Origin of the sequence: Flavobacterium sp. 140616W15 (assembly GCF_003668995.1) — a bacterium.
In the GTDB taxonomy this organism is placed as follows: domain Bacteria; phylum Bacteroidota; class Bacteroidia; order Flavobacteriales; family Flavobacteriaceae; genus Flavobacterium.
In genome coordinates, this window is the sequence record NZ_CP033068.1 from 2,479,008 (window position 1) to 2,505,542 (window position 26,535).

At 33.1% G+C, this 26,535-nt stretch carries 22 protein-coding genes and 4 tRNA genes; 17 read left to right on the forward strand and 9 right to left on the reverse strand.

What is annotated here, in order from left to right; all coding sequences use genetic code 11:
- Positions 1-214 precede the first annotated feature (214 nt).
- From EAG11_RS10530 to EAG11_RS10550, 5 genes are all read right to left on the reverse strand, one after another.
- Complete coding sequence (locus EAG11_RS10530; protein WP_129539138.1) at positions 215-1,243, reverse strand: META domain-containing protein; 1,029 nt, start codon at positions 1,241-1,243, stop codon at positions 215-217.
- Between the two features lie 493 nt (positions 1,244-1,736).
- Positions 1,737-1,810, reverse strand: a tRNA-Arg gene (locus EAG11_RS10535).
- A gap of 44 nt (positions 1,811-1,854) precedes the next feature.
- Positions 1,855-1,928 (reverse strand) — tRNA-Arg (locus EAG11_RS10540).
- Between the two features lie 28 nt (positions 1,929-1,956).
- A tRNA-Pro gene (locus tag EAG11_RS10545) sits at positions 1,957-2,031 on the reverse strand.
- 18 nt (positions 2,032-2,049) lie between these two features.
- A tRNA-Ser gene (locus tag EAG11_RS10550) sits at positions 2,050-2,133 on the reverse strand.
- Positions 2,134-2,371: 238 nt separating this feature from the next.
- Here EAG11_RS10550 and EAG11_RS10555 point away from each other — a divergent pair.
- The 3 genes from EAG11_RS10555 to EAG11_RS21920 all read left to right on the forward strand — a co-directional run bounded on the left by EAG11_RS10555 (position 2,372) and on the right by EAG11_RS21920 (position 5,409).
- The gene (locus EAG11_RS10555) at positions 2,372-3,550 is read left to right on the forward strand and encodes an acetyl-CoA C-acyltransferase (RefSeq protein ID WP_129539139.1); all 1,179 of its coding nucleotides are present in this window, start codon (positions 2,372-2,374) and stop codon (positions 3,548-3,550) included.
- 66 nt (positions 3,551-3,616) lie between these two features.
- The gene (locus EAG11_RS10560; protein WP_129539140.1) at positions 3,617-4,378 is read left to right on the forward strand and encodes a C40 family peptidase; all 762 of its coding nucleotides are present in this window, start codon (positions 3,617-3,619) and stop codon (positions 4,376-4,378) included.
- A gap of 89 nt (positions 4,379-4,467) precedes the next feature.
- A complete protein-coding gene (locus tag EAG11_RS21920) occupies positions 4,468-5,409 on the forward strand; it encodes a hypothetical protein (protein WP_207209590.1) in 942 nt (313 codons plus the stop codon).
- 52 nt (positions 5,410-5,461) lie between these two features.
- Here the strand turns inward: EAG11_RS21920 and EAG11_RS10570 are convergent, their stop codons facing one another.
- A complete protein-coding gene (locus EAG11_RS10570) occupies positions 5,462-6,304 on the reverse strand; it encodes an AraC family transcriptional regulator (RefSeq protein ID WP_129539141.1) in 843 nt (280 codons plus the stop codon).
- Between the two features lie 100 nt (positions 6,305-6,404).
- On the opposite strand from EAG11_RS10570, the gene EAG11_RS10575 reads away from it, so the two are divergent.
- From EAG11_RS10575 to EAG11_RS21930, 5 genes are all read left to right on the forward strand, one after another.
- Positions 6,405-7,391: an aldo/keto reductase gene (locus EAG11_RS10575; RefSeq protein ID WP_129539142.1), complete on the forward strand. Its 987-nt coding sequence runs from the start codon at positions 6,405-6,407 to the stop codon at positions 7,389-7,391.
- 139 nt (positions 7,392-7,530) lie between these two features.
- A complete protein-coding gene (locus EAG11_RS10580; protein WP_129541084.1) occupies positions 7,531-8,136 on the forward strand; it encodes an NAD(P)H-dependent oxidoreductase in 606 nt (201 codons plus the stop codon).
- Between the two features lie 2 nt (positions 8,137-8,138).
- The gene (locus tag EAG11_RS10585) at positions 8,139-8,417 is read left to right on the forward strand and encodes a putative quinol monooxygenase (protein ID WP_129539143.1); all 279 of its coding nucleotides are present in this window, start codon (positions 8,139-8,141) and stop codon (positions 8,415-8,417) included.
- A 14-nt stretch (positions 8,418-8,431) separates the two neighbouring features.
- Positions 8,432-8,920 (forward strand): alcohol dehydrogenase catalytic domain-containing protein, encoded by a 489-nt coding sequence (locus EAG11_RS21925; RefSeq protein ID WP_207209591.1) that lies wholly within the window; start codon positions 8,432-8,434, stop codon positions 8,918-8,920.
- Entirely contained in the window at positions 8,905-9,411 is a 507-nt protein-coding gene (locus EAG11_RS21930) for a zinc-binding dehydrogenase (protein WP_207209592.1), read from the forward strand. The genes EAG11_RS21925 and EAG11_RS21930 overlap by 16 nt, the downstream gene beginning before the upstream one ends.
- 130 nt (positions 9,412-9,541) lie before the next feature.
- Here EAG11_RS21930 and EAG11_RS10595 read toward each other — a convergent pair whose 3' ends face one another.
- Positions 9,542-10,249, reverse strand: coding sequence for a class I SAM-dependent methyltransferase (locus EAG11_RS10595; protein ID WP_129539144.1), 708 nt, complete (start codon positions 10,247-10,249; stop codon positions 9,542-9,544).
- Between the two features lie 438 nt (positions 10,250-10,687).
- On the opposite strand from EAG11_RS10595, the gene EAG11_RS10600 reads away from it, so the two are divergent.
- Positions 10,688-11,956: a DUF2130 domain-containing protein gene (locus tag EAG11_RS10600; RefSeq protein WP_129539145.1), complete on the forward strand. Its 1,269-nt coding sequence runs from the start codon at positions 10,688-10,690 to the stop codon at positions 11,954-11,956.
- A 188-nt stretch (positions 11,957-12,144) separates the two neighbouring features.
- Here the strand turns inward: EAG11_RS10600 and EAG11_RS10605 are convergent, their stop codons facing one another.
- Positions 12,145-12,942, reverse strand: a complete 798-nt coding sequence (locus tag EAG11_RS10605) for an META domain-containing protein (RefSeq protein ID WP_129539146.1) — start codon at positions 12,940-12,942, stop codon at positions 12,145-12,147.
- 217 nt (positions 12,943-13,159) lie between these two features.
- Between EAG11_RS10605 and EAG11_RS10610 the strand changes: the two genes are divergently transcribed.
- The 4 genes from EAG11_RS10610 (at position 13,160) to EAG11_RS10625 (ending at position 16,952) form a co-directional block, all read left to right on the forward strand.
- Positions 13,160-13,744: a DUF4202 domain-containing protein gene (locus tag EAG11_RS10610; protein WP_129539147.1), complete on the forward strand. Its 585-nt coding sequence runs from the start codon at positions 13,160-13,162 to the stop codon at positions 13,742-13,744.
- Positions 13,745-13,915: 171 nt separating this feature from the next.
- Positions 13,916-14,605 (forward strand): response regulator transcription factor, encoded by a 690-nt coding sequence (locus EAG11_RS10615; RefSeq protein ID WP_129539148.1) that lies wholly within the window; start codon positions 13,916-13,918, stop codon positions 14,603-14,605.
- 302 nt (positions 14,606-14,907) lie between these two features.
- On the forward strand, positions 14,908-16,167 hold the full coding sequence (locus EAG11_RS10620) for an alginate export family protein (protein WP_129539149.1): 1,260 nt from the start codon (positions 14,908-14,910) through the stop codon (positions 16,165-16,167).
- A 236-nt stretch (positions 16,168-16,403) separates the two neighbouring features.
- Positions 16,404-16,952, forward strand: a complete 549-nt coding sequence (locus EAG11_RS10625; protein ID WP_129539150.1) for a hypothetical protein — start codon at positions 16,404-16,406, stop codon at positions 16,950-16,952.
- A 215-nt stretch (positions 16,953-17,167) separates the two neighbouring features.
- Here EAG11_RS10625 and EAG11_RS10630 read toward each other — a convergent pair whose 3' ends face one another.
- Positions 17,168-17,749 (reverse strand): molybdenum cofactor guanylyltransferase, encoded by a 582-nt coding sequence (locus EAG11_RS10630; protein WP_129539151.1) that lies wholly within the window; start codon positions 17,747-17,749, stop codon positions 17,168-17,170.
- Between the two features lie 945 nt (positions 17,750-18,694).
- Between EAG11_RS10630 and EAG11_RS10635 the strand changes: the two genes are divergently transcribed.
- The 4 genes from EAG11_RS10635 to EAG11_RS10650 all read left to right on the forward strand — a co-directional run bounded on the left by EAG11_RS10635 (position 18,695) and on the right by EAG11_RS10650 (position 26,534).
- Positions 18,695-21,817 (forward strand): TonB-dependent receptor, encoded by a 3,123-nt coding sequence (locus EAG11_RS10635; protein ID WP_129539152.1) that lies wholly within the window; start codon positions 18,695-18,697, stop codon positions 21,815-21,817.
- A 14-nt stretch (positions 21,818-21,831) separates the two neighbouring features.
- Positions 21,832-23,304 (forward strand): RagB/SusD family nutrient uptake outer membrane protein, encoded by a 1,473-nt coding sequence (locus EAG11_RS10640; protein WP_129539153.1) that lies wholly within the window; start codon positions 21,832-21,834, stop codon positions 23,302-23,304.
- A gap of 28 nt (positions 23,305-23,332) precedes the next feature.
- The gene (locus EAG11_RS10645) at positions 23,333-25,264 is read left to right on the forward strand and encodes an arylsulfatase (RefSeq protein WP_129539154.1); all 1,932 of its coding nucleotides are present in this window, start codon (positions 23,333-23,335) and stop codon (positions 25,262-25,264) included.
- 196 nt (positions 25,265-25,460) lie between these two features.
- Positions 25,461-26,534 carry a sterol desaturase family protein gene (locus tag EAG11_RS10650; RefSeq protein ID WP_129539155.1) on the forward strand — a complete coding sequence of 358 codons (1,074 nt, stop codon included), beginning with the start codon at positions 25,461-25,463 and terminating at the stop codon, positions 26,532-26,534.
- The last annotated feature ends 1 nt before the right edge of the window (position 26,535 follow it).

Here is a 26,535-nt window from a genome sequence, read left to right on the forward strand (position 1 = left end):
TCTTAAAAGTAAGTAAACTACCCAATTACGTTAAAACACAAAAAAAACAGCATTAGTAATAAAACATGTTCAAAAACAATCTAGCAAAATTTATATATCTACTATTCGAAAATCTTTACATTAATACCGAACACTATTAAAAGTCTTCTCAATATCTATTAGAAACAACAAAGCCTGACAATGTTCAGGCTTTGTTGTTATCTAAACTAAAAACTTACTTTACAGTTCCGAACATCATTATCAATCTATCACCAAGATAGAAATTCAATGTTTGTTCTGCTACATCAAAACGTAGTTCTTTATCACTTAAAAGAGAAAGCATTTTTCGTTCTGTTTTAGCAACTTCTTCATCAATACATGCCATTCTAGTTGATCCTAAACCACTAAATACAATATGATCATTCCCTTTAAGAGTGTATGTTCCAAAAAAGTTATTGCATCCAGTATTTCCACTCACTTTCTTTTCAGTTGGATCAAATTTAATAGAAGCACGTCCATAATCTTGTCCTACGTTTTCTAGCATGATTAGTTTCCAATTGTTTTTAGCAATAAAACTCCAAACATCATTCTGGGTAGGAATAGAAAATTCCATGATGATTTTATTTTTCGAATTCTTAAACTGCACCTTATTATTTTTCTTTACAATTTTAAACTTTTTGTCTTTTATTGCATTAGTAAAATCCTGCTCTAATTTCATATTTTTTTCATCACAAGCCATTAAAGTTCCATAAGGAGAACCAATTTTTATTTGATTTTTTGAAGAAAGTTTAGTGAATTTTGCGCCAAAATTATTGCAACCACTTTTTCCATTAATCATTCCCGTAGCTTCATTGATTGTCAAATACACATTTCCAGTATTTATTTCTTTACCATTTAAACGTGTTAATATCATTTTTGTATCATAAATACCTTTTTCCTTTACTACAGGTGTTTTAGAAATAATACTTTTTAATTTATACTCGTAAGAAGATGCATCTGCTGGAATAACACCTTGCCTTTTAGTTCTAACAACCATAAGTTCATATCGGTTTCCTTTTTCAAAATTAAAACCTTCGATATGATCGTAAAAAAACTGCCAATCACCCTTATTATTATACTTTACTTGCAAGCATTCCATAGGAGCAACACCTTGACAAGGCACTTTATTTTCTTTAACAAACATTTTTAAGGTTTCTTGTCCATAACTCAATGATGATACTACAGTCACCATCATAAAAACAAACATGCATTTTAAATTTTTCATTCTTTTTAAATTTTATAATACTCCATGAAGTATTTGATTATTCTTTTATTTCGCTTGCATTAATTGTGCCATTCTAAAGGAACTTTGTTTTTTAAAGAAATTATTAGCTTTCAAGAACAGCCTATAAACAGACAAAAAACAGCCGAAATCTAAAATTACTTATAGGCTTTCAAAATACTATTTCCAATAATTCAAAACATAAACATTTCTGCGCTAAGCAATTCTATAGACAACACTAAAACAGTAACCATCTCGCCATTACAACCTAAAAGGGTTATTAAAATTACAATAAAAAATTTAAATTATTTAATGAAGTTATACCAACATTTTATAAAGCTACTACCACATAAAACACAAAAAAACCAAAATTACATTAAAATACTACCTATAGTATCAATTTTATTGAAGTAAGAATTTCCAAAAGGAGTTAGATAAATTTAAATAATCAAACTAACTAAAAACAAAAAAGCCACTCGATTTGAGTGGCTTTAAGTGAACGCAGAAGGATTCGAACCTTCGACCGCCTGCTTAGAAGGCAGGTGCTCTATCCAACTGAGCTATGCGTCCTTGGATATAAATAAAAAAACCACCCGATTTGAGTGGTTTTAAAGTGAACGCAGAAGGATTCGAACCTTCGACCGCCTGCTTAGAAGGCAGGTGCTCTATCCAACTGAGCTATGCGTCCATTTCTTTTAAAACTTATGGAAAGTTTGTCGGGGTGGCAGGATTCGAACCTGCGGCCTCCTGCTCCCAAAGCAGGCGCGATAACCGGGCTACGCTACACCCCGAGGCAAAATCTTAATAAGCGGAGAGACAGGGACTCGAACCCTGGCGACAGTTACCCGTCGACAGATTAGCAATCTGCTCCATTACCGCTCTGGCACCTCTCCAAGCTCAGAGAACGTGTCTCGTTTTGCGGTTGCAAATCTAAGACAACATTATATATCTCACAACTATTTTGGAGACTTTTTTCAATATTTTTTCATGTTTTTTTAAAAAGACTTCACTATCAAACAAATACAAAAAAATATTTTTTACTAATAATTTAAAAACAGAATCAAAACACTCAAAATTTGAATTTGTTTAAATAAACATTAAATTTGCTTCATTAACTAAATCACACAGAAAATGAACAAAAGAGTTGTTATTGTTTCTGCCGTTAGAACCCCTATCGGAAGTTTCATGGGAGGATTATCTACAGTCTCAGCCCCAAAATTAGGTGCTGTAGCTATTAAAGGAGCTTTAGAGAAAATACAATTAGACCCCAATTTAGTTGATGAAGTATTCATGGGTAACGTAGTACAAGCAGGAGTTGGTCAGGCTCCAGCACGTCAGGCAGCATTATTTGCTGGATTATCCGAGAAAGTTACTTGCACAACAGTAAATAAAGTTTGCGCATCGGGAATGAAAGCAGTAATGTTCGGCGCTCAGGCAATTGCTTGTGGTGATGCCGAAATCGTAGTTGCTGGTGGAATGGAAAACATGAGTTTGATTCCACATTATGTACAAATGCGTAATGGTACTAAATTTGGTCCAACTACAATGGTTGACGGAATGCAAAAAGATGGTTTGACAGATGCTTACGATAACAACGCAATGGGAGTTTGCGCTGATTTATGTGCAACTGAATATAACATCAGCCGTGAAGAACAAGATAATTTTGCTATTCAATCCTACGAGAGAAGTGCAAAAGCTTGGGAAGCAGGAAAATTTGATTCAGAAATCGTTCCAGTTGCAGTACCACAACGAAAAGGAGACCCGATAATCGTATCAAAAGATGAAGAGTACACTAATGTAAAATTAGACAAAATACCTTCATTAAATGCTGTTTTTACTAAAGACGGAACAGTAACTGCTGCAAACGCATCGACAATAAATGATGGTGCTGCTGCTGTAATATTGATGTCAGAAGAAAAAGCCATTGCTTTAGGATTAAAACCACTTGCTTACATAAAAAGTTATGCCGACGCTGCACAAGAACCAAAATGGTTTACAACAAGTCCAGCAAAAGCATTACCAAAAGCATTGGATAAAGCTGGAATCTCAATTGATGATGTAGATTATTTTGAATTCAACGAAGCCTTTGCTGTAGTTGGATTAGCAAATTCAAAAATACTAGGTCTAGATAATGATAAAGTAAATGTAAATGGTGGTGCCGTTTCATTAGGACATCCGCTAGGTTGTTCAGGTGTTCGAATTATCGTAACTTTAATTAATGTTTTAGAACAAAACAATGCCAAAATTGGTGCTGCAGCTATATGTAATGGCGGTGGTGGAGCTTCGGCAATTGTTATCGAAAGAGCCTAAATAATAATAAATCAGGAGTTGTTTACAAATAACAGCTCCTGATTCTTAACTCATAAAATACACTAAATGTTCGGAATTTGTAATCTAGCCATAGTGCCTGTTCGATTTGAACCAAGTGATAGAAGCGAAATTGTTACCCAAGTATTATTTGGCGAACATTTTGAAATTCTAGAACAGCAAAATCAATGGTCTAAAATTAAAATCCAATTCGACGATTACGAAGGTTGGGTCGATTCCAAACAATACCAAATAATATCAGAGGCAAATTATAATTTGTTGTCATCAGACGCACAAATTTTAAATGCCGATTTAATCGATTATATTACATCTCCAGATAATTTATTACTACCAATTCCTCTTGGTGCATCGCTAACGTTTTTAAACAATAGCGAAATAAACACTTCAAATTTTGAGTTCGAAGGCACAAAAACAAGTGGAATGAAACCAAAAATAAATTTAATAAATACAGCCTATATGTATTTAAACGCTCCCTATCTTTGGGGAGGAAAAACTCCTTTTGGACTGGATTGCTCAGGTTTCACACAAATGGTTTATAAACTAAACGGATATAAAATCCACCGTGATGCCTCACAGCAAGCAATGCAAGGAGATCCTTTAAGTTTTATCGAAGAAAGTGAAGCAGGCGATTTAGCCTTTTTTGATAATGAAGAAGGAAATATTATCCACGTTGGGATTATAATGGACAACAATTACATCATTCACGCTAGTGGAAAAGTAAGAATTGATCGTCTGGATCATTTAGGAATTTACAATCCCGAAACAAACAGACATACTCATAAGTTACGCGTGATTAAGAAGATTATTTAATCATTTTTTGAGCATACCCCCTATTCGTTAGTACTAGCCAACCTATCTCATATCGATAAAAGTCAGACAAAATCTAAAAACCAATTTAAATGGCAAACACATCAGAAACAATTGCAGAAATTGATATTTTTTTAGATAAATACGCACTCAAAAAGAGCACATTAACACCTCATGACTTAATCAATTATATTGAAGATAAATGGCATCAGGCCGATGATGAAAAATACAAAATCCATCAGGCAAGTATTTTTATTGGTCGAATGATTAATGAATATATAAAACTGAAAGACTACAACAATATGAAAAGGTGGCTGGATATAATGAATCTTCATTCACTATCTCAAAATCACCCCGATTACATCAATAATTATTACAGTGGCGAATGCTGTTTAGAATGTGGAAACGAAGAAAAAGCATTAGAATATTTTCATTTATCCTATACAGAAAACCCAGAATACATCTTTACTAGAGCTCCATTTTGTTTTGAATTCTTTAATAAACATCTTAAAAACCCTAAAGAACTTCCAGATAGAGAACAAGACAATGATGATTACAATACAATTAGCCTAAAAGATTGGCAATTATTCTTTAAAGAAAAAGAAGAATCTATAGAATACATCATATTAGACGACGATTCAGATGAAATCGAAGAACCTTCTATCGAACACAATAACGGAATTCAATATTTACAAAACAATCAGACAGCAATCCTAGAAAGCATCCTGTCTGAGCTTCTAAACAAATATCCCAAATTACAAGAAATCTATGATTATCCACAAGATGAAAAAGAAGATTTCATGCCGGACATCTCAGAGATAAAAGGTTTTGCAAATTTATTATCACCAGGAGTAATCTATATAACATCGGTATTCAAAGACAACATTCCTTATATTGGTTACCTATTTTCCTGTTCATGGGACGCAGAACACGGATTAGGTATAATGACTTATAAAAACCAAATAATAGAAATTGGCGGAGCAGATACTGCATTCTCAACTTGGTCAGCAGAAGAAGATTTAAACAAAAACTAAGTTTTTTTTCGATCCTCTAATCTGTGGTAAAACCATTTAGTACAAATCATATTTAATTAAGACGCACCGTTTTTCTAAACTCCGAAGGACTGTTTCCTTTTTGTTTTTTGAAGAATTTATTAAAATGGCTTTCATCTGTAAATCCAAATTCATAAGAAATCTCATTGATCCGTTTTTCACTAAACTGTAAGCGATGCTCAATTAGTTTTGTTTTATAATTACTAATGTATTGTTGCATCGTTTCATTAGCGTGTTTCTTAAAATAACGTCCTAAATAAGTACCAGAAATTCCAAAATGCTCACTAATCGATTCCGCTTTTATTTTCTCAGGATAATAAATATTATTCTGGATGTATTGCAGAATATCCATCGCTTTTGCTTCACAACCAATATTTACCTGCTCAGGCAAATACTTCGCAATATTTCGGGCAACAACAATAATCAGAGTATTTACCAATTGCTGAATTAATTCTTTATTGTAAATATCTTTATCCTGATGCTCACGCATAATGGCTTCGATCATCGTTTTAATCAAAACTTTGTCCGAATAATTTTTTAAGATACAACCTGGCTGATGATTGGCATTTTGAAGAATATATTCTAATCGCTGAATATTTTCATTCTGTAAACTCGAATTCTTCAAATAAATATCATTAAATCTTAAGAAAAAAAACTGCGTTTCAGTCTCAATAGTAAAGTTGTGACAATCTTTAGGCGTTAACAAAAACAAATGCCCTCGCTCATATTCAAATACATTTTTATTAATGCATTGTGAACCTGTTCCAGACAAGACATAAACCAATTCAAAAAAATTATGACGGTCACCCACATCGGGATATTCAGTTAGTGTTTCAAATGAAACTGTAAAAGGCTCGTATAAGTTTTCTTTTTTCATGCTGCAAATATACCTAATAAACGAAAACATATACCAATTAAAACTCTTAAATTAGGTATAATTTTGCTGAATAATTTTTAAAGCACAAAAACATACAATTATGGAATATAGAAAATTAGGTAATACAGAACTCGAATTATCAGCAATTACATACGGTGCATTTGCCATAGGAGGCACAATGTGGGGAGGAAACGAAAAGAAAGATTCAATAGCATCAATACACGCATCAATCGACAATGGAGTAACAACACTCGATACAGCTCCTTTTTATGGCTTTGGATTAAGCGAAGAAATGATTGGAGAAGCACTTAAATCTCAAAACCGATCAAAAGTACAAATCCTTTCTAAATTTGGATTAGTTTGGGATGGCAGTAATCAAGGTAAAGGAGAATTCTTTTTTGATGCCGAAGACAATGGTAAAAATATACCAGTATATAAATTCGCTTCTAAAGCTAATATCATCAAAGAAGTCGAAGAAAGCTTAAAGCGGCTACAAACCGATTATATCGATTTACTACAAATACACTGGCCAGATGCAACTACACCCATAAGCGAAACGATGGAAGCTATGGAATTATTAATCCAACAAGGAAAAATAAAAGCAGCTGGAGTTTGCAATTATAATGCAGCACAAATACAAGAAGCACAAAAAACGATCCAATTAGCATCCAATCAAGTATCATACAGCATGCTAAATCGTAGTATCGAAGCTGATTTAGTTCCGCTTACAATAGCACAAAACATTGGCATAATTGCATACAGCCCAATGGAAAGAGGTTTACTAACTGGTAAATATTTTACTGATAGTAAATTAAAAGATAACGATCACCGTAATGGTTATTTTAGTCAATTCGATCTTCCAAAAGTAAAAACATTAGTAGAAGAACTAAGTTCTCTTGCCAATTCCAAAAATGCAACCTTAGCCCAATTAGTCTTGCGTTGGACAACTTTACAAAAAGGAATTACAATTGTTTTGGCAGGAGCTCGAAATGCAGAACAAGCAATTTCTAATGCAAAAGCAATGGATTTCGATTTATCAGCATCAGAACTCGATTTCATTAATCAGGCAATATCAAAAACAAAATAAGAATCTTTAGGGTGTGACCCGCTAAAAATGCGGGTCGGGTCATTCGCTAAATCTTTTATTTTTTTAAAAGAAAAAAATAAAAGGATACCGCTGCTCCCCCTCACACAAAAGAGTTACTAATATATTAGAATATAAAATGATGAAAAAAATATTTATAATAAACGGTGGACAACAATTTGCTCACTCAGGAGGGAAATTTAATCAAACCATACAAAACTGGACGACTGATTTTTTATCTCAAAACGACAAATACGAAATAAAAACAACCAATATAAACAACGAAATTAATTTACAAGAAGAAGTAGATAAATTTGTTTGGGCAGATTTAATTATCTATCACACACCAATTTGGTGGTTTCAATTACCTAATGGTTTCAAAAAATATATCGATGATGTTTTTACAGCTGGACATAATAATGGGATATACAAAAGCGACGGAAGAAGCCGTGTAAACCCAGATATCAATTATGGAACAGGCGGACTTTTACACGGACGTAAATACATGCTTACTACAAGCTGGAATGCGCCTAAGACAGCATTCACTCTGCCAGGAGAATTCTTCGAACAAACTTCTGTTGATGACGGAGCATTATTTGGTTTTCATAAAATGAATAAATTTACAGGAATGGAAAAATTAGACAGTTTTCATTTTCACGATGTTGAGAAAGGGGCAACTCCAGAAAATATTGTTATCTTTAAGCAGGAATATACTACACATTTAGAACAACTTTTTAAAACTATATAAACATGATCTCGATAACAGCCATTATTAAAAGTAAAAAAGAAAACAGCGAACAAGTAAAAATCATGGTTGAAAATCTGGTGAATCAAACCAGAAAAGAAACCGCTTGTATTCGTTATGATTTACATGCTTCTGAAAATGTTTTTATCATCTGGGAAGAATGGACAGATCAGACTGGACTCGACCAACACAATAATCAGCCTTATTTACAAGAATTTGTTACCAATAGCGAAACCTTTCTCGCATCACCAATTCAGGTATATAAGACAGCACAAATATTATAAATACAAAAATGACAATGAAAGCACTTCTTATACATACTTACGAATCAGATTTTGTAAGTGCTCAAATTGACAAACCTACTTTAAAAGCTGGAGAAGTTTTAATTAAAATACATGCAAGCGGAGTTAATCCAATTGATAATAAAATAAGAATTGGTAAAGCACCTTATGCAACACCAGTACTACCCGCAATTCTAGGAACAGATCTTGCAGGAGTTATTGAAGAAATTGGCCCAGATGTCACCGATTTTGCAGTTGGAGATGAAGTTTATGGGCTTACAGGAGGCGTTTTAGGTCTTCAAGGAACATTGGCAGAATACACCGCTGTAGATGCTAATTTGGTAGCAAAAAAACCAACAAACTTAACAATGAGAGAAGCCGCTGCCGTGCCTTTAGTTCTACTTACAGCTTGGGAAGGTTTGGCAGATAGAGTAACTATAAAAAAGGAGACAAAGTCCTCGTTCATGGAGGTGCAGGTGGTGTTGGTCATATGGCGATTCAGCTAGCTAAAATTTTTGGTGGCGATGTATATACAACAGTTTCTTCTAATAAAACAGCTATTGCAAAATCATTAGGAGCAACACCTATTGATTACAAATCTGTAGAAGTAGAAGATTATGTTAATCAGCATACGCAAGGAATTGGTTTTGATATTATTTATGACACCGTTGGAGGTCAATCATTAGATGATTCATTTAAAGCAATACGTCATTATGGACACATAAGCAGCTGTGCTGCCTTTGGAACACATAATTTAGCAATAGGATCACTTCGATCATCTAACTTACACGGAGTATTTGTTCTACATCCAATGTTAAGCGGAGAAGGAAGAAAACATCATGGAGATATTCTTAAACAGGCTACAAAACTAATTGAAGAAGGAAAATTAAAACCAATTTTAGATTCTAGAAAATTTACATTAGACAATGCCATCGAAGCGCATAAAGCTGTAAGTGATGGTTCTGCTATTGGAAAAATTGTAGTAGATATTATTTAAGTTTTTAAACTAATAAATTTTCCGACCTACAAATATCCTTTGTAAAAAAAATAAAAAAGGCTTTAGTTAAATCGATGATAGATTTAGCTAAAGCCTTTTAAATATCCTATCTCAAGCCAACAACCTATCATTACTTTATCCCACCAAAAGCACCAAAACACATGTTTTTATGTAAAATTTCGACACTGGTAAAGCCAATTTTTTTCATCAAATCCAATTGGTAATTCATAGATCGTGGCGAATCTTCTTTGGCGACATAATCCAGTACATTTTTACGGTATTCCTTGCCTCCTAGCCCTTCTAAATAATCGCCATATCGTTCCCAAGTATACTCATTTAATAATTCCGTGTCTTGAGTAATCAAATCCGAAATCATAAAGCAGCCACCAGGTTTTAATAATCTATATATCTTAGTAAAAGTTGTCTCCCAATCAGCATCATCTCGCAAATGATGTAAAACCGCTCCAGCTAAAATAATATCATAATGATTTTCTAACAATTCTACATCACGAATATCGCCTTGCTTTACTTCTACCCTATTATTGGTTGCCTCCGAAACCCTCTCAAAGGCTTTATCCAACATTGGTTTACTTAAATCAACCAATGTGCAATTTAAATCTGGAACTTTAGAAAGCATCATCAACGTATAATTACCGGCGCCACAACCAATGTCTAATACATTTTTTGCATGAGGTACAATCCTCTTTGAAGCTTCGGTAATAAGTTCTAACGAAATTTTCGCATCAATAGTTGACAATTGCCCCGTATCTAAATTAGAAAATCGCTCGACATCATTATCAAAACGTTCCTTTATTTCTGCAATAGTTGATTTTTCCATAGTTATTTGTTTTAGGTTTTCACGCAGATTAAACAGATAATCATAGCTATTCAAAAAAATGATCCGATCCGCAATCAGGAGTGGTCAAAAAATGATGTGCTCAATCTGCCAAATCTGCGTGATACATTTTTTTCAAAAGTATCCTTTTGATATATACTTCAAAAATACTTGTTTCATAATTCATCAATGCACCCCAAATTTATAAAACTACGTTATCTAAACTTTTTTTTGACTCAAGACAATGAATTAAATGCTATCAAATTAACCCAAAAACATTGCTTTACTTGAGCTTAGAATCATGAAACCATACTATTATAATACGAAACACAAGCATGTTTATTTATCAAAAACAAAAATCCGAAGGGAGAAAACATTATGCTTATAGCTAACTTTTAAATACCTTAGCAAAAAATAATCATTACCCATAAAACTATCAAAATGGCTGAGCAATCTTCAATTCAGTGTCCAAATTGCGGAACAATAATCGATGTAAATGATATCCTAAAACACCAATTAGAGGATAGCATCCGTAAAGAATTTCAGCAAAAGGCTACTGCTCAGGCAAAAGAGTTAGAGCTTAAAAACGAGCAATTTGAAAAAGCCAAAGCTGAATTTGAAGCCAAAAAGAAACAAGAAAATGAACTTTTCACAGAACGCTTAGATCGAGAGAAAAAAGTAGCTGAAAAAGAAATTACCGAAAAACTTAAAACAAAACTCGCCGAAGAAAATAAAGACCGTTTGCTTTCGATGGAAAAAGAACTTTCGGAGAAATCTGAAAAGTTACGAGAATTAAATAAAATGGAAGGTGAGATTGCAAAACTCCAACGTGAGAAACTGGAAATGAAAGAAGCAATTGAAGCCGAATCTCAAAAACAACTCAATGCCGCTTTAGTTCTTGAACGTGATAAAATTCGAAAACAAGAAGAAGAAAAAAATGAGTTAAAAATAAAAGAATACCAAAAACAATCCGACGATCAAAAGAAGCTTATCGAAGAAATGAAACGCAAGCAGGAACAAGGTTCTATGCAATTGCAAGGCGAAGTAATGGAACTGGCTATTGAAGAATGGCTTGCTTCTAATTTTCCGTTAGATAGTATCGATGAAGTTAAAAAGGGAGCTAATGGAGCCGATTGCTTACAGATTGTAAACACCCGCGAATTACAAAATTGCGGATCTATTTATTACGAAAGCAAACGTACCAAGGCTTTCCAACCTGCTTGGATTGAAAAATTTAAAAATGATATTCGTGATAAAAAAGCCAACATTGGAGTGCTTGTTACTGAAGTTATGCCTGCTGGAATGGATCGTATGGGAATGCGTGACGGTATCTGGATATGTACTTATGAAGAATTTAAAGGACTAAGCGCTGTTTTACGCCAATCATTAATACAAGTAAGTCAAGCAGTACAGGCACAAGAAAACAAAGGCGATAAAATGGCAATGTTATACGATTTCTTAACCAGTAACGAATTCCGTTTACAGATTGAAGGTATCGTAGAAGGTTTTACACAAATGCAAACCGACTTAGATTCAGAAAAAAGAGCCATGCAACGTATCTGGAAACAACGCGAAAAACAAATAGAGAAAGTAGTCAATAATACCTTAGGAATGTACGGATCTATACGTGGAATAGCAGGAAACGCAGTTCAAACCGTAAGAGCTTTAGAACTCGATTTTATTGATGACCAAACAGAGGAATTAGAATAGTTTTTTTCTTAAAAGCACTAAAAAAGACAAGCCATATAAGTACTAAATTATATGGCTTGTCTTTTTATTCATTATCTGTAAGATAGAGTAAATACGCTACAAACTCTTTGTAACTTACTTCAGAGGCTGTGTGAACAAACTAAAAACTTTGAACCTCAGAACCTCAGAACCTTTGAACCTAAAGAAATTTAATCTACCTTCTTAAAAACTAAAAGTAATCCTGATGGGTTTGACAAGGATAATCTGTTATTAGCAACAGTGTAAGTTGTTGTACTCTGAAGCGCTTGCAAAAACTCATCTTCTTTGTTATTATTACCTCCACAAGCCATTAATGTTGAAGCTACATTTGTAAAACGCAATACATCATTCTCATAAAAAATACCTCCATTAATCTGATTGCATCCTCCAAATCCTGAAAATCTGTTCTCGGCACTATAAATTTCAATTCTAGGTAATTCACGTTGAAAATCGGCTATTGTAACTTTTTTTCCTTTCAATTGCTCTAAAACCCAGATATCATGTAAACGATAATCAGTGATGTATCTTCCGCAACCTTCGATCTTCTTTACGCTTGCATCACTATTATTGGTAATTTCGATTTTAACATTGTAAGGTGATTTGTCTCCAGACATAGTATCAGTACAATCCATTTGTTGAATAGTAATACTCATACTTCCTGTTTTAGTAGTAAAACGATACAACTTAACATTGGCATCCATTGCTCTTATTGGATCAACGTAAGGAGCACTAATCTCTTCTAATCCTTCAATCAGCGAGGTAAACCTAATTGTTTCTTTACCAATTTTTAAACCCCAAAAAGGCTCGTTGCCAGTAGCCTTAAAAAATGTCGAACCATCGTATTCGTCTGCATTATTTGTATTCATAGATGCCGGATTATCCTCCTTTGGTTGAGTTAAAGGTTTTACTGTCGTTTTACAGCTGAATGACAAAATTGCGACCGAGACTAATAAAAATAGTTTTTTCATGTGTGTAATTTTAAAATTAACATTTTGATTTTCAATACATTAACTTCTTTAATAAATAAAATAAATTTTTAGCTAATTTACAATAAAAAAATAAGTGCAACAATCAGCAGTAATTTGCGCTAACTCATTTGTACTGTGCTGGTACGATTCCTATTGCCATTTAGATTATTTATATCTCTTAAATTATGTATCTTTGATTGTATATATCTTCTTATAAATGACAACACCTTTTCAAAAAGCAAGTGAATGGATTGATGCCGAAAATGCTCAAGATCCAAATCAGGAATCTTATAAAAACAGTACATATCCTAAAGAGCTATTATACTCTAACAGAATGTACACTAAATTGATGGATTTTTATCCTGAAGCTTCAGAAGAAGTGCAAATTGCCTCCAAAGCCCAACACATCTGCAGATGGAAAGTAGCACGTGAATCGTATCCAATGGATCGCGTAGGATATTTAAAATGGAGAGAAGAATTAAAAAAATTTCATGCAAAAACAACAGCGGTAATTCTAGAAAAAGCAGGTTATAATGCTGAATTTATTACTCGTGTTTCTTTTTTGATAGAAAAAAAATTACTTAAAAAAGATGCTGAAACCCAATTACTTGAGGATGTCATCTGTCTTGTCTTTCTAGAATATTACCTTGACCCATTTGTACATAAACACGATGAAGAAAAGCTCAAAAATATCATCAAAAAAACCTGGGATAAAATGTCTGATAAAGGTCACCAAGAAGCGCTTAAAATAAAATATAGTGCAGAAAATCTTGAATTAATAAAAGCTTCTTTAGGATTGTAATTTATTCCCAGTCCTTCACGAATTTTTCTATTAAAATCAATAGCATCTAAAAAATAAAATAAAACTTATAAATAACGACCTAAAAAAAATCTGATAAAAATTAAGAATTACGTATATTAGCATAATAACCTAGCAGTTTATACGTAACATTTAATTTAAAAATTAAGTAAAATGGCAGATATTATTCGTGTTGTTCTAGCAGATGACCATGTATTTGTAAGAGATGGAATTAAATCATTATTAAATAACGAACCTAATATTGAAGTTGTTGGTGAAGCTGCTGATGGCATAGAAACTCTAGAAGTTGTTACTAATAAACAACCCGATTTACTTATAGTAGATATTCGCATGCCATTCTTAACTGGCATTGAAGTAGTAGAAAAACTTAGAGAACAAAATCAACTTGTTAAAATAATCATACTAACTATGTATGAATCTGAAGAATATGTATTAAAATCAATTAAAGCCGGTGCTGATGGTTATATACTAAAAGGATCAAGTAAAGAAGAGTTTTTAAAAGCACTACATACAGTCCTTCAAGGAAGTAAATACTATAGCGGCGACATATCTTCAATATTAATAAAACAACTACTCTGTAATGATTTTAATAACGATTTAAAACAATCTTTAAACGAAGAAATCATAATAACCAAAAGAGAAAAAGAAATCCTTAGACTATTATTATCCGGAAAAGGAAACAAAGAAATTGCCGAAACTCTTAGTATTAGCAAAAGAACTGCCGAGGTTCATCGTTTTAATTTGATGAAAAAACTCAAAGTAAAAAACCTAATGGAGCTGTCTAATAAAGCTACTGAATATTCTTTGGTGCAGATTAAAACAGATACTATTTCACAGTCCTAAAAACACGTATTTATACTTAGTACTATTCTAATTTCTAAATATAATATAAGTATTTCGCAAAGCCAAAAACTTGTATCAACATATATTTTTTCTGCAACATACTTTCTTACCTCTATTTTTTAGTTAATATTAAATATCCCAAATATTTAATACTCTTATTGTTCCAAACAAAAATAAGATGCACTTCATTTATCAAAAATAATTAATAGTACTATTTTAGTATAGAATACTGGTTTCATGACTTTTATCACAATAAAAGACTTTTTTGTCTTTTAAATTTGTACTATATAAATAACTCACTCATGAAAAAAATAAAAAATATTGCTTTATTGCTATTTGGAGGAATAAGCATTGGTTTGCAGGCACAAGAATTTGATGCTAATTTACAACTCAGACCCCGTTACGAATATAGAAACGGCTACAAAACACTTTTACCTGAAGGTCAAGCAGGAACATCATTTGTCTCACAACGTTCAAGATTAAACTTAAACTTTGCGCAAGATCAACTAAAAGTCAAATTAACTCTTCAAAACGTAAGAACTTGGGGAGATGTTGCAAATGCAAATGTTTCCGACAAAAATGGAGTGGCAGTATTTGAAGGTTGGGCACAATATGACTTTGATCAAAAATGGAGTACTCGTGTTGGTCGCCAAGTTATCTCGTATGACAACCAACGTATTCTTGGAGAAATAGACTGGGCACAACAAGGACAAAGCCATGATGCAGTATTAGTAAGTTTCCATCCTAAAAACCATCAATTGGACTTAGGAGTAGCTTACAACTCTAACGCAGAAAACTTAATCGAAACTCCCTATACCATTTCTAATTATAAATCCATGCAATATGCTTGGTATCATACAAATGTTGATGCATTGGGCATAAGCTTATTAATGCTTAATACGGGTTATGAATATGCGAATCTAGAAAACAAATTATTAGTAGATTACAAACAAACCTTTGGAACTTATCTAACTTATAAAACTAAAAAACTTGATGCTAATCTTGGCATTTATGGGCAAACAGGTAAGAGTACAGACAAAAATGTTAGTGCATGGTATGCAGGAGCAAATCTTGGTTATGCAATAACTGATGCATTTAAAGCTTCGTTAGGATATGAATTCTTATCTGGAAAAGACACAAATGATGGAAGTACTGCTGTAAAATCATTCAATCCACTTTTTGGAACAAATCATGGATTTAATGGTTTTATGGATTATTTTTATGTTGGTAATCATCAAAACAGTGTAGGTTTACAAGATGCCTACTTGAAGTTAAGTTATACTATCAACAAGTGGCAATTTGCTTTAATTCCGCATGTATTTAATGCTCCTAATAAAGTTATAACCCCTACAAATGAAAAACTAGATTCTTATTTAGGTACTGAAGTTGATTTAACTTTTGGATATGCTTTTAAGAAAGACATAACAGTTAGCGGAGGCTACTCTCAAATGTTTGGATCTGAAACTTTAGAGTTTTTGAAAAACGGAGATGCTGGTCATATTAACAACTGGGCTTGGTTAATGATTGCTATAAATCCACGAATTTTTACTTCAAAAAAATAGCTTGTTTATAGTAAACTATACAATTTTCATATTTACCCTTTGCTTAAAATCAAAGGGTATTTTTTTTCATATTATTCATAAAATAATTGATTAATCATAAGATTGAGGAAAAACTTAACATTGGCATGTATTTTTATTGTTTACATTTACTTAACTGAAAGCTAACATTTTAAATATATTATTAATCTTTCATCATTACTAACTTCAGAACTTTTCAATTATAAAGCCAACATCATATGGAAAAAAAAGCAACAGAGGGTACTCCTCAAAATACTGACTTACCTGTAGCTGATACCGTTCAGCCAATTGTAGAAGATAAGAAAACAGAAACTACTCCAATAGTAAAAACGCCGACCAAAGCTCCAGTTAAAAGAACAACTGTTGCAAAAACACAAACAAAAACTACTACCGCTACAAAAGTTGCACAAAAAGCTCCTGTGAAAAAAGTAGCACCAGTTAAACCAACTGCTAAAACAGAAACCACAGTAGCAGAAAAAAAACCGCAAAGTGTTCCTGCAAAAAAAGTAGCTACCCCACCAGTAACTCTTCCAAAAACCAAAGAAGCTGTAACAACTGAAAAAACAATTGTTGCAACAAAAGAAAAGAAAGTTATAGCACCTAGCACAGGTACAATTGTTGGTGCGATAGACGAAATTATAAAGGACAAATCAAAAGATAAAAAGAAGAAAAAGATGAAAGAAAAAGACAAGGATAAAGAGAAAGAGAAAAAGAAATTAGCCAAGAAAAAGAAAAAGCTAAAAAGGATAAAAGAAAGAGAAAGCTAAAAAGCTAAGCTTAAAGCAAAAACAAAAAAGAAAGAAAAAGCTAAAAAGGCAAAGGAAAAAGCTAAAGCAAAAAAATAGCCAAGAAAAAGGCAAAAAAATCGAAGTCAAAATCGAAAAAGAAAAAATAAATTAAAATTTGGGTTTAACTTTAAAAAGTTAAACCTTTTTTATTTCCAAAAAATTCATCTCTTCTCAATAGAATATACAGCAAGCTTTTACATCATTGTATTCATATTGGCATCAAGATCATTTAACTCATCTGGTGAATTTATATTGGTAAAATTTAAACTTTGAGTTTCGTCAAAAGTTATAATTTGATGCGGTACTTTGGCAATTAGATTCATTAATTTCAAATCTCCCTGATTAATTGCTTCTTTAATATCTGGAAGGATTTTTTTTGCATAAATCCCAATCAAAGGATGCATACGGCTCTCTGATGATAAAACAGTAATTGAAGCTTCCTCATCATGCTTCTCTATCAACTCTGATAATAATTCAGTAGAAATTAAAGGAATATCACAACTTAAAATCATATTAAATTCAGTATCAGAATAATATAAGGCTGTATATATACCTCCCAAAGGCCCTTTATCAATTTCGATATCACTAATTTTTTTATACTCTAAATAGTCATAATCATTCCCATTTGTAACTAACTGTATATTAGTTGTAATTGGCAATATTGCCTTGATGATGTGTTCAATAAAAGGCTTGTCTTTAAATAAGACTAATCCTTTTTCTGATTGCATTTGGGAACTTTTTCCTCCACACAGAATAAAAACTGCAAGATCTTTCATATCAAAAATATATTTTATTCATAAAAACATTCCTTTTGCATCTGCTACCAAAAAACTAAGTAATTATAAATGAGCAATAAAACATATAAATTTAAGCTTAATTCTTTATACTCTCATACAAAAAGTGATCAAATAGCATTTGAAATTAACTTTGGTACACACCAAAGAGTTAATTGATATTCGAATGATAAATCCTTAAAACTATTCGATCAAAAAAACAATCATTAGCAATATTATTGATCCCTTTTTAAACGTATTTTCCATTTTTACAATTAAAAATGTATTAAAAAAACTTTTTATCATTAGTAATCACATTTTTTTTAAACATTACAAAATACAAAACAAACAACTAAAAATCAACACATTAAATACTAAAACAAAGCTTAAAAATTGTTCTATCCTATTTATTTTTAAAAATAATTATCTAAATTTTTGGTTTTTATTATATATAATTTAACTTTGTCTATAGAATTAGTATAGTTTAAATAAAAACAATCTATACTTTGAAAACAATCGAGAGAATATCGAACTACATCCTTCCTAAAAAATACACTTATAACACCTTCTGTTATATGTGTATGTGTTGCTAATTCTCATTGGACTATTTCTGTTTGTGTTTATCTATTAAGTTATAACTATATAGTTTGAACCAAACGAATTGTATTAAACCTCTTCCCACAATTATCTTTCTGAAAGTGCAAACCTATTCTTTACCTCAACCGTAAGGAACAGCTTGGTGGAAAATTATGTAAAAAACTAAAATAAATAATTAACTAAAAAAGAAAAATGAAAACTATGTATAGAAGTTGCTGTAAATAAAAAAAGCCATTTCTGCGGCAACAGAAATGGCAGGCTTAAAAAAAAATGTGAATCTCTTTATAAAGGAAACGATTGTTGATTTCTCAGCTCTCGCTATGCCTTTACTATTTAAACCAACACAAAGAAATGAAAAAAAAATTAAACATATACTCATTGCTATTCCTTCTGTTTGTATCAGCAGGAATTAAAGCACAAAATACAACCCCTCTTATACAATCTAAACTTGATGGAACGGTAGTCGATGATATTACAAACCAACCTATTATAGGAGCTTCCGTAAATATTAAGGGAACTACTCACGGAGTTGTTACAGATACAGAGGGAAAATTTTATTTTCAGACTGGTCAAAAATTCCCATATACTTTAATCGTAAGTTACATAGGGTACAAAAAAATTGAAGTAGTAGTTGATAAAAACCCAGTCATCATCAACTTAAAAGAAGAGCGTCAGGAACTAGATGAATTAGTAGTTGTAGGGTATGGAACTCAAAAGAGAAAAGATATTACAGGTTCGGTATCTTCAGTTCCAAAAGCTAACCTCACTCAAGTAACCTCATCTGCAGATAATTTATTAAGAGGAGCAATTCCGGGAGTAGTTGTTACTCAAAGTTCAGGTCGGCCTGGAGCATCTTCAAGTGTACGTATTAGAGGAGGAAACTCTATAACAGCAGGTAATGAGCCTCTTTATGTTCTAGATGGAATATTGATTTATAATGACAATAATAATAGTACAGCTGGAGTGGCAAATTCTGGAGCAACAATTAATGTATTATCAACAATTAATCCGAGTGATATTGAGTCTATTGAAGTACTTAAAGATGCTTCTGCAACAGCAATCTATGGATCTCGTGGTGCTAATGGTGTTGTAATTATTACCACAAAAAAAGGAACTAAAGGACAGGATAACATATCATATCAAGGCTATTTTGGTTTTCAGAATGTTTCAAAAAAAATAAAATTATTAAATGCTAGCCAATGGGCAAGTTTACGTAATGATGTTCAAGCAAGTATTGGGCAAGCTCCTTCTTTTTCTCTAGCCCAAATAGAAGCCCTTAAAACTTCAGGAGGATATGACTGGCAATCGGCAGCCTTTAGAACTGCTGCTCCTGTTCAGAATCATCAACTCTCTTTTTCTGGTGGAGATGAAAGATCAAGATATGCAATTTCTGCTGGTTATTTTGATCAAGAAGGAGTTGTAATTGGATCTGATTTTAAACGAATTTCGCTTCGTGTCAATTATGAAAAAAATTATTCGCAGGCTTTTAAATTTGGTGTAAATGCTAATTATAGTAATTCAGTATCAAATGGCGTAGGTACTAATTCTAGTAGCCGTCAACCTAATCCATTAGTTGCTGCCTTGCTAACCGCCCCAGTAGTTTCTATTAAAAATGACGATGGAAGTTATAATGTAACTAATAATCCATACGCAACCTCTGTCAATGGTTTTATTTCGAATCCTATTAATGATTTAGAAAATACAGTTAATCAAACAAAAATTAATAGAATATTAACCAGCTTATTTGGTGAATATAAGATAGCTAAAAAACTAACCGCTAAAGTAGCCGTTAGTGGAGATATAATTAACACCAAACAAAATTATTACGCTCCATCACATACATCAAATGGCGCAGGGACTAAAGGATTAGCTTCTGTTGGAGATAGATTAGTAAGTTCTGTATTAAATGAAAATACCCTAAACTACAATACCAATTTTGGAGAAAACCATAAATTCTCTGCTTTGGCAGGATATACGCTCCAGTATACTCAAGGTGAAGTTGTGAATGCAGGTGCCAATTCATTTGTGAACGATGCTAATACTTATAATGCTTTACAAGATGGTGTAGGTGTAAAACCATATAGTGATGCATTCGAAAGTGTATTGAAATCATGGTTAACCAGAGTAAATTATTCTTATAAAGGCAAATATAATTTTACGTTATCTGCACGTGCTGATGGTTCTTCAAGATTTGGTTCGGAATCACTTTGGGGATATTTTCCATCAGCAGGTTTCTCATGGAATATTACTGACGAAGAATTTGCCAAAAATATCAAGGGGGTAACTGAAGCAAAACTGCGATTGACTGCTGGAACAACAGGAAATCAAGAAATTGGAAACTACCTTTCTTTAGCATCAATGGGTTCTGTTAACTATGCTTTTGGGGGTACATTACAAACCGGATTGGCTCCTACCCGCTTGGCAAATCCAGATTTAAGATGGGAAAAAACCAATCAATATAATGTAGGTTTAGATTTGTCATTATTAGATCGAAAAATAAATTTTGTTTTTGATGTCTATTACAAAAAAACAAAAGATTTACTTATTAATGTACCTATTCCTCTTACTTCAGGATATGTGACTGTACTTCAAAACATTGGAGGTGTTGAAAATAAAGGTATCGAAATTGGGTTAATAACCGAAAACTTAAAAACGGATAACTTCTCATGGAATTCAAACTTCGTATTCTCTGCCAATAAAAACAAAGTGGTTGCAATAGGAAACGGCGTTAATCAATTTTTTCCGGTAGTTCCAAATGGTTCTTTATTACAGCAACAGCCTGTAATTGTAAAAGTTGGATTACCACTTGGAACATTTTGGGGGTACAAAACCAATGGTATTTTTCAAACTCAGGAAGAAGTCAATACACAACCTAAAATAAATAGTCTTGCCAATACAAAAGTTGGAGATCGAAAGTATGTAGATACTAATGGCGATGGGGTTATTTCGGCTGCTGACAAAGGGGATCTCGGAAGTTCTCAGCCCAAATTTGTGGGAAGTTTTAGCAATACAATTTCTTACCGCGACTTCGATTTGAATTTCTCATTACAAGGATCTTATGGAGGTAAAATTTTTAATGCCCTTAACCAACAATTAGAAATTTCGACTCTTGGAACTAATGCAGCGGCTACCCTAGAGGATCGCTGGACGCCAACAAATCCGAGTAATGAAATTCCTAGAGCATCGAGTTCTCCATTAGGAATAGTTTCAGAACGCTATGTAGAAGACGCTTCTTTCCTAAGATTAAAACTAATCACCTTAGGATATACACTACCTAAGAGTCTTTCGTCTAAACTAGGAACAAAGAGCATTAAATTTTATGTCTCTGCCGAAAACTTAATTACATGGACTAAATACACTGGTTATGATCCAGAGGTGAGCTCATATGAACAAAACAACTTATATCCCGGAATTGACTTTGGAGCTTATCCAAACTCTAAAACATTCATTTCTGGCTTGAACGTAACTTTCTAAGTAAAAAATAAACGATGAAAAAAATAATAATAACATTACTAGTAAGTGCCAATCTATTTGTATCGTGCACAGAACTTGAGGTTACACCTACCTCTTTTGTAACCGAAGATAAATACTTTAAAACACAAGATGATGCAGTTGCAAGCGTAAATGCTGTATATGCTTCGTTAAGCCTAGATCCAGGCGAACAAAGTTTATTTGGAAGAAACCTTTATTTTTTAACCGATATGGGTTCTGATTATGCTGCTGCAGGAGTTTCGGCAACTAATCCACAAGTTAGAGCAATGAGCAGTTTGACTCACGATGCAACTAACGATCGCGTTCAGGTAGCTTGGCGCCAAATTTATAGCGGGATAAACAGAGCCAATGTGTCTATTGACAATATCCCTAAAGTATCAGGCTCAGAAGTTGTAAAAACAAGATTAATTAATGAAGCAAAATTCATTAGAGCTTTATTATATTTTCAAGCAGTTCGTCTTTGGGGTGATGTACCGATTGTTTTACATGAACCTAAATCAATCCAATTAGAGAGTCTAAAGTCAAGAAGAGAAACAGTAGATGCCGTCTATCTTCAAATTATTTCAGATTTAAAAGATGCTGAAAACCTACCTCCTACTTATCCTGCAAATGATGCTGGGCGTGCTACATCGGGAGCTGCAAAAGCTATTTTGGCTAAAGTATATTTGACAAGAAAAGATTGGCCAAATGCCATCCTTAAATCTAAAGAAGTTATTAATGGAGGCTATGGATATGCTCTTTTTGAAAATTTTGCCGATGTATTTAATAAAACAAAAAAGAATGGTAAAGAGCATATTTTTTCTGTACAATTTGAACCAAACCAAGCAGGAAACGGATCTAGTGGAAGTACTTTTCAAGGAACCTCTTTTACAGGATTTACTGCCACTGAACCAGCAGATATTATCTCGGATGTAGCGTTGTTTTATGATACCTATACAGCAGGTGATACCAGAAGAGATGTAAGTTATGCAAAGCAATTACTCAATCCTGCAACAGGTACAGTTTATACTTTTCCGAAGCCAATATTTAAAAAATATCTGGATCTTACCAACTTAGCAACACCGGGTAATGTCGCAATTAACTTTCCTATTATTCGTTATGCCGATATTTTATTGTCTTTAGCAGAAGCAATAAACGAACAAGGAGCACCAACAGCTGAAGCCTATGAAGCTTTGAACCAAGTAAGAAGAAGAGCATATGGAAAACCAATTAATACTCCCGATCCTACAATCGATTTATCAGGATTAACTCCTTCAACATTTAGAGCCGCCATTCAGGAAGAACGTAAAAAAGAATTTGTTCAGGAAGGACAACGTTGGTATGATTTAGTACGCTGGGGAACTTTGGTTACCGAAGTAAAAAAAGTAACTGCTAAGGCTTCTGTTTCCGAAAGAAATAATTTATACCCAATTCCGCAAAGCGAACGAAATATCGATCCGATAGGATTACCTCAAAACACAGGATATTAACTACAAACCATAAATAAAACTATTTAAAATGAAAAAAATTAAAAATAACAGCACACTCAAAAGTCCAAAAAAAGGGCTTTTGATTACTGCTTTACTCGTTACTCAGTTAGGAGCAGTACAACTATTTGCACAAACAAATCCAGATGCCAGCTTTAAGGGTGTAATTGGTAAAACCTTAGCTGATTCAAAAGAATATTGGCCAGAACCAGTTACGGCACCTAAAGGAGCTCCAAATATTGTTTGGATTTTACTTGATGATGTAGGATTTGGTGCTTCAAGTTCTTTCGGTGGTTTGATACAGACTCCAACTTTTGATAATTTAGCAAATAATGGTTTACGTTACACCAACTTTCACACAACAGCTATTTGTGCGCCAACCCGCGCTGCTCTATTAACTGGAAGAAATTCAGGAAGAGTACATGTTAGTGGATTTTCACATACTGTTATGTCTGCAGGTTTTCCTGGTTGGGACGGAAGAATTCCATCTGACAAAGGAACCATTGCTGAAATTTTAAGAGATAAAGGATACAATACTTTTGCAGTAGGTAAATACGGATTGACTCCTGATGAAGAAGCTACAGATGCTGGACCGTTTGACAGATGGCCAACTGGTAAAGGTTTTGAGCACTTTTTTGGTTTCTTAGGATCACAAACCGATCAATACAAACCCGATTTAGTAGAAGATAATGCTCATGTTACTCCAGATGGCAGACATTTAACAGATCAGATTACCGATAAAGCCATTAGTTATATCACCAAGCAACATAAAGCCGCTCCCAACAAACCATTCTTTTTATACTATGCTCCCGGAGCTGTTCATGCACCTCATCAGGTAGCCGAATCTTGGAGCGATCAATACAAAGGAAAATTTGATGAAGGTTGGGATGTATATCGTGAGAAAGTATTAGCTAATCAGAAAAAATTAGGTGTAATTCCTGCCAATGCGATATTACCAGAACGCAATCCGCTTATTACCGATTGGAAAAAATTAAGTGCTGATCAAAAAAAAGTATATGCCCGATTTATGGAAGTATATGCAGGATATCTTACCTATACTGATCATGAAATAGGTAGAATTGTAAACCATTTAAAGGAAACCAACCAATTAGAAAACACATTAATTTTTGTTGCAATTGGTGATAATGGAGCGAGTAAAGAAGGTACTTTACAAGGTACAATTAATCAATCTCTTTTTTCTAAAACGGTATCTGACGAGCAAAACCTTCAGAATAATTTAAACAATATTGGAGAAATTGGAACTGCACAAGGTTTAAACACTAATTATCCATTAGGTTGGGCACAAGCTACAAATTCACCTTTTAAAAATTGGAAACAAGACGCCCAATCAGAAGGCGGAACTCGTAATCCTTTGATTGTTTATTACCCAAAAGGAATCAGTGAAAAAGGAGGAATAAGAAATCAATACAGTCATGTAACTGATCTACTCCCTACTACCTTGGATATTGCTGGAATTAAAGCACCAGAATATATACGCGAAATTAAACAGGACATTATACAAGGTTCTACTTTATATGCTTCACTGAATAATGCAAAAGCTGAATCCTTACACAAAGTACAGTACTACTATATTTTTGGTAACAGAGCTATTTACAAAGACGGTTGGAAAGCTGCTGCGGCACATCTTCCAGATTCATTTGCTATAAAAAACTCATTAGGAAAAAACGAAGCTCCTGCACCTAGCAATTTTGATACTGATGTTTGGGAATTGTACAATCTAAACGAAGATTTTAACGAACGTATAAACTTAGCAAAAAAGTATCCAGAGAAATTAGCAGAACTAAAAAAGGTGTTTGATGAACAAGCAAAAGAAAACAACCTTTATCCATTAATCGACTGGCAAGATGTATTTAATAGAAGAATACATAATCTTGGAGCCGATAAAGAAAAAACGCTTCAGGAATTAGCTAGAAAAGCAACACAATCTGGAGCAGCTAACTAATAATAAATCAATTCAGGTCTTTTACAAAAGCCAAAAAGACCTGAATATTTTTAAATAAATTCCACATAATATGAAACGAGTAGACTTTGAAATAATAGTAAAAAAGATTTTTGTTGGTGCAATACTCTTTTTAGTTCCACTAATCATTTTAGCTGGAGGTTTAACCTTAATAAATCAACTCTTAAAATAAAAAATCATGGCAACAACTCATAACTCAAATAGCAAACTAACAAGAGATTTAGGAATTAGTCTTTTAATATACTCATTGCCTGTATTAGCAATTTACTTATATTTTAAACTGAGTAATGGGATCGTAAGTGAATCACATATTACATTACCATCCTTTTTAGAATTTGTAAAACCTGCATTTCAGAATATCCGCAGTTGGGGATTAATTGCATTTATGTTAGTTTTAGGTATCATAGAATTTGCAGCTGGCTTATATGATGATCAATGGACTGGCGAAGAACGAAAAATAGATATCGTTTGTTTTCTTGCTCCAAAATTACTTTTGCCTCCTGTTATTGCTTTTTTTAGTTTAACAGTTTTACCATATGTAATTCCGAATCTAGAAAATTCACTTTCGTGGGTTCCTTTTTGGGGAGGTTTTTTCTTAATTGCTATAGCCGATGATTTAACTCAATATTGGTACCATCGCTTGCATCATCAAGTACCCTTTTTATGGCGTTTTCATAGAACACACCATTCGGCTCCATACATGGGAATGGCAATGGCTTCTAGACAAAATTTTATCTATACTGTATTCTTTTCTCAAATATACTTAACAGCAACCCTAACTTATTTAGGATTAGGATTACCTGCTTTATTTGTTTTGGTGATAAAAAGTTTTATCACTTTGGGAGCACATTCAAGTATTGCTTGGGACAAACCATTTTACAAATACAAAGTTTTACATCCAATTGCGTGGGTATTAGAACGATTAATTTCGACTCCAGCCACTCATCATGCACATCATGCTGATACTAGCGGAGACGGAATTGGACATTTTAAAGGCAACTTTGGTAATATGTTTTTTATTTGGGATATGATTTTTGGAACTGGTTTAATAACACGCAAATTTCCAAAATCATATGGAATGAAATCATACAAACAAGAAGAATGGTATGCACAATTTCTTTGGCCAATATTCAAATCTAAAAAAGAAGGAAGTGCCTTAGTTGAAGGAGTGCTTGCAGTTCCATTAACACAAAAAGCAAACAATACTCCTTCGCAAAGTCCTGTTTATTTTGAACAACAAACTCAATCTTAAA

Coding starts and splice junctions, on each gene's coding strand:
- EAG11_RS10580 (WP_129541084.1), top strand. CDS start 7,531: ATGAAAAAAATATTTATAATAAACGGTGGACAACAATTTGCTCACTCA.
- EAG11_RS10635 (WP_129539152.1), top strand. CDS start 18,695: ATGAAAAAAAAATTAAACATATACTCATTGCTATTCCTTCTGTTTGTA.
- EAG11_RS10630 (WP_129539151.1), bottom strand. CDS start 17,749: ATGAAAGATCTTGCAGTTTTTATTCTGTGTGGAGGAAAAAGTTCCCAA.
- EAG11_RS21925 (WP_207209591.1), top strand. CDS start 8,432: ATGAAAGCACTTCTTATACATACTTACGAATCAGATTTTGTAAGTGCT.
- EAG11_RS10620 (WP_129539149.1), top strand. CDS start 14,908: ATGAAAAAAATAAAAAATATTGCTTTATTGCTATTTGGAGGAATAAGC.
- EAG11_RS10645 (WP_129539154.1), top strand. CDS start 23,333: ATGAAAAAAATTAAAAATAACAGCACACTCAAAAGTCCAAAAAAAGGG.
- EAG11_RS10615 (WP_129539148.1), top strand. CDS start 13,916: ATGGCAGATATTATTCGTGTTGTTCTAGCAGATGACCATGTATTTGTA.
- EAG11_RS10600 (WP_129539145.1), top strand. CDS start 10,688: ATGGCTGAGCAATCTTCAATTCAGTGTCCAAATTGCGGAACAATAATC.
- EAG11_RS10650 (WP_129539155.1), top strand. CDS start 25,461: ATGGCAACAACTCATAACTCAAATAGCAAACTAACAAGAGATTTAGGA.
- EAG11_RS10610 (WP_129539147.1), top strand. CDS start 13,160: ATGACAACACCTTTTCAAAAAGCAAGTGAATGGATTGATGCCGAAAAT.
- EAG11_RS10530 (WP_129539138.1), bottom strand. CDS start 1,243: ATGAAAAATTTAAAATGCATGTTTGTTTTTATGATGGTGACTGTAGTA.
- EAG11_RS10555 (WP_129539139.1), top strand. CDS start 2,372: ATGAACAAAAGAGTTGTTATTGTTTCTGCCGTTAGAACCCCTATCGGA.
- EAG11_RS10575 (WP_129539142.1), top strand. CDS start 6,405: ATGGAATATAGAAAATTAGGTAATACAGAACTCGAATTATCAGCAATT.
- EAG11_RS10640 (WP_129539153.1), top strand. CDS start 21,832: ATGAAAAAAATAATAATAACATTACTAGTAAGTGCCAATCTATTTGTA.
- EAG11_RS10595 (WP_129539144.1), bottom strand. CDS start 10,249: ATGGAAAAATCAACTATTGCAGAAATAAAGGAACGTTTTGATAATGAT.
- EAG11_RS10560 (WP_129539140.1), top strand. CDS start 3,617: ATGTTCGGAATTTGTAATCTAGCCATAGTGCCTGTTCGATTTGAACCA.
- EAG11_RS10585 (WP_129539143.1), top strand. CDS start 8,139: ATGATCTCGATAACAGCCATTATTAAAAGTAAAAAAGAAAACAGCGAA.
- EAG11_RS21930 (WP_207209592.1), top strand. CDS start 8,905: ATGGCGATTCAGCTAGCTAAAATTTTTGGTGGCGATGTATATACAACA.
- EAG11_RS10605 (WP_129539146.1), bottom strand. CDS start 12,942: ATGAAAAAACTATTTTTATTAGTCTCGGTCGCAATTTTGTCATTCAGC.
- EAG11_RS21920 (WP_207209590.1), top strand. CDS start 4,468: ATGGCAAACACATCAGAAACAATTGCAGAAATTGATATTTTTTTAGAT.
- EAG11_RS10625 (WP_129539150.1), top strand. CDS start 16,404: ATGGAAAAAAAAGCAACAGAGGGTACTCCTCAAAATACTGACTTACCT.
- EAG11_RS10570 (WP_129539141.1), bottom strand. CDS start 6,304: ATGAAAAAAGAAAACTTATACGAGCCTTTTACAGTTTCATTTGAAACA.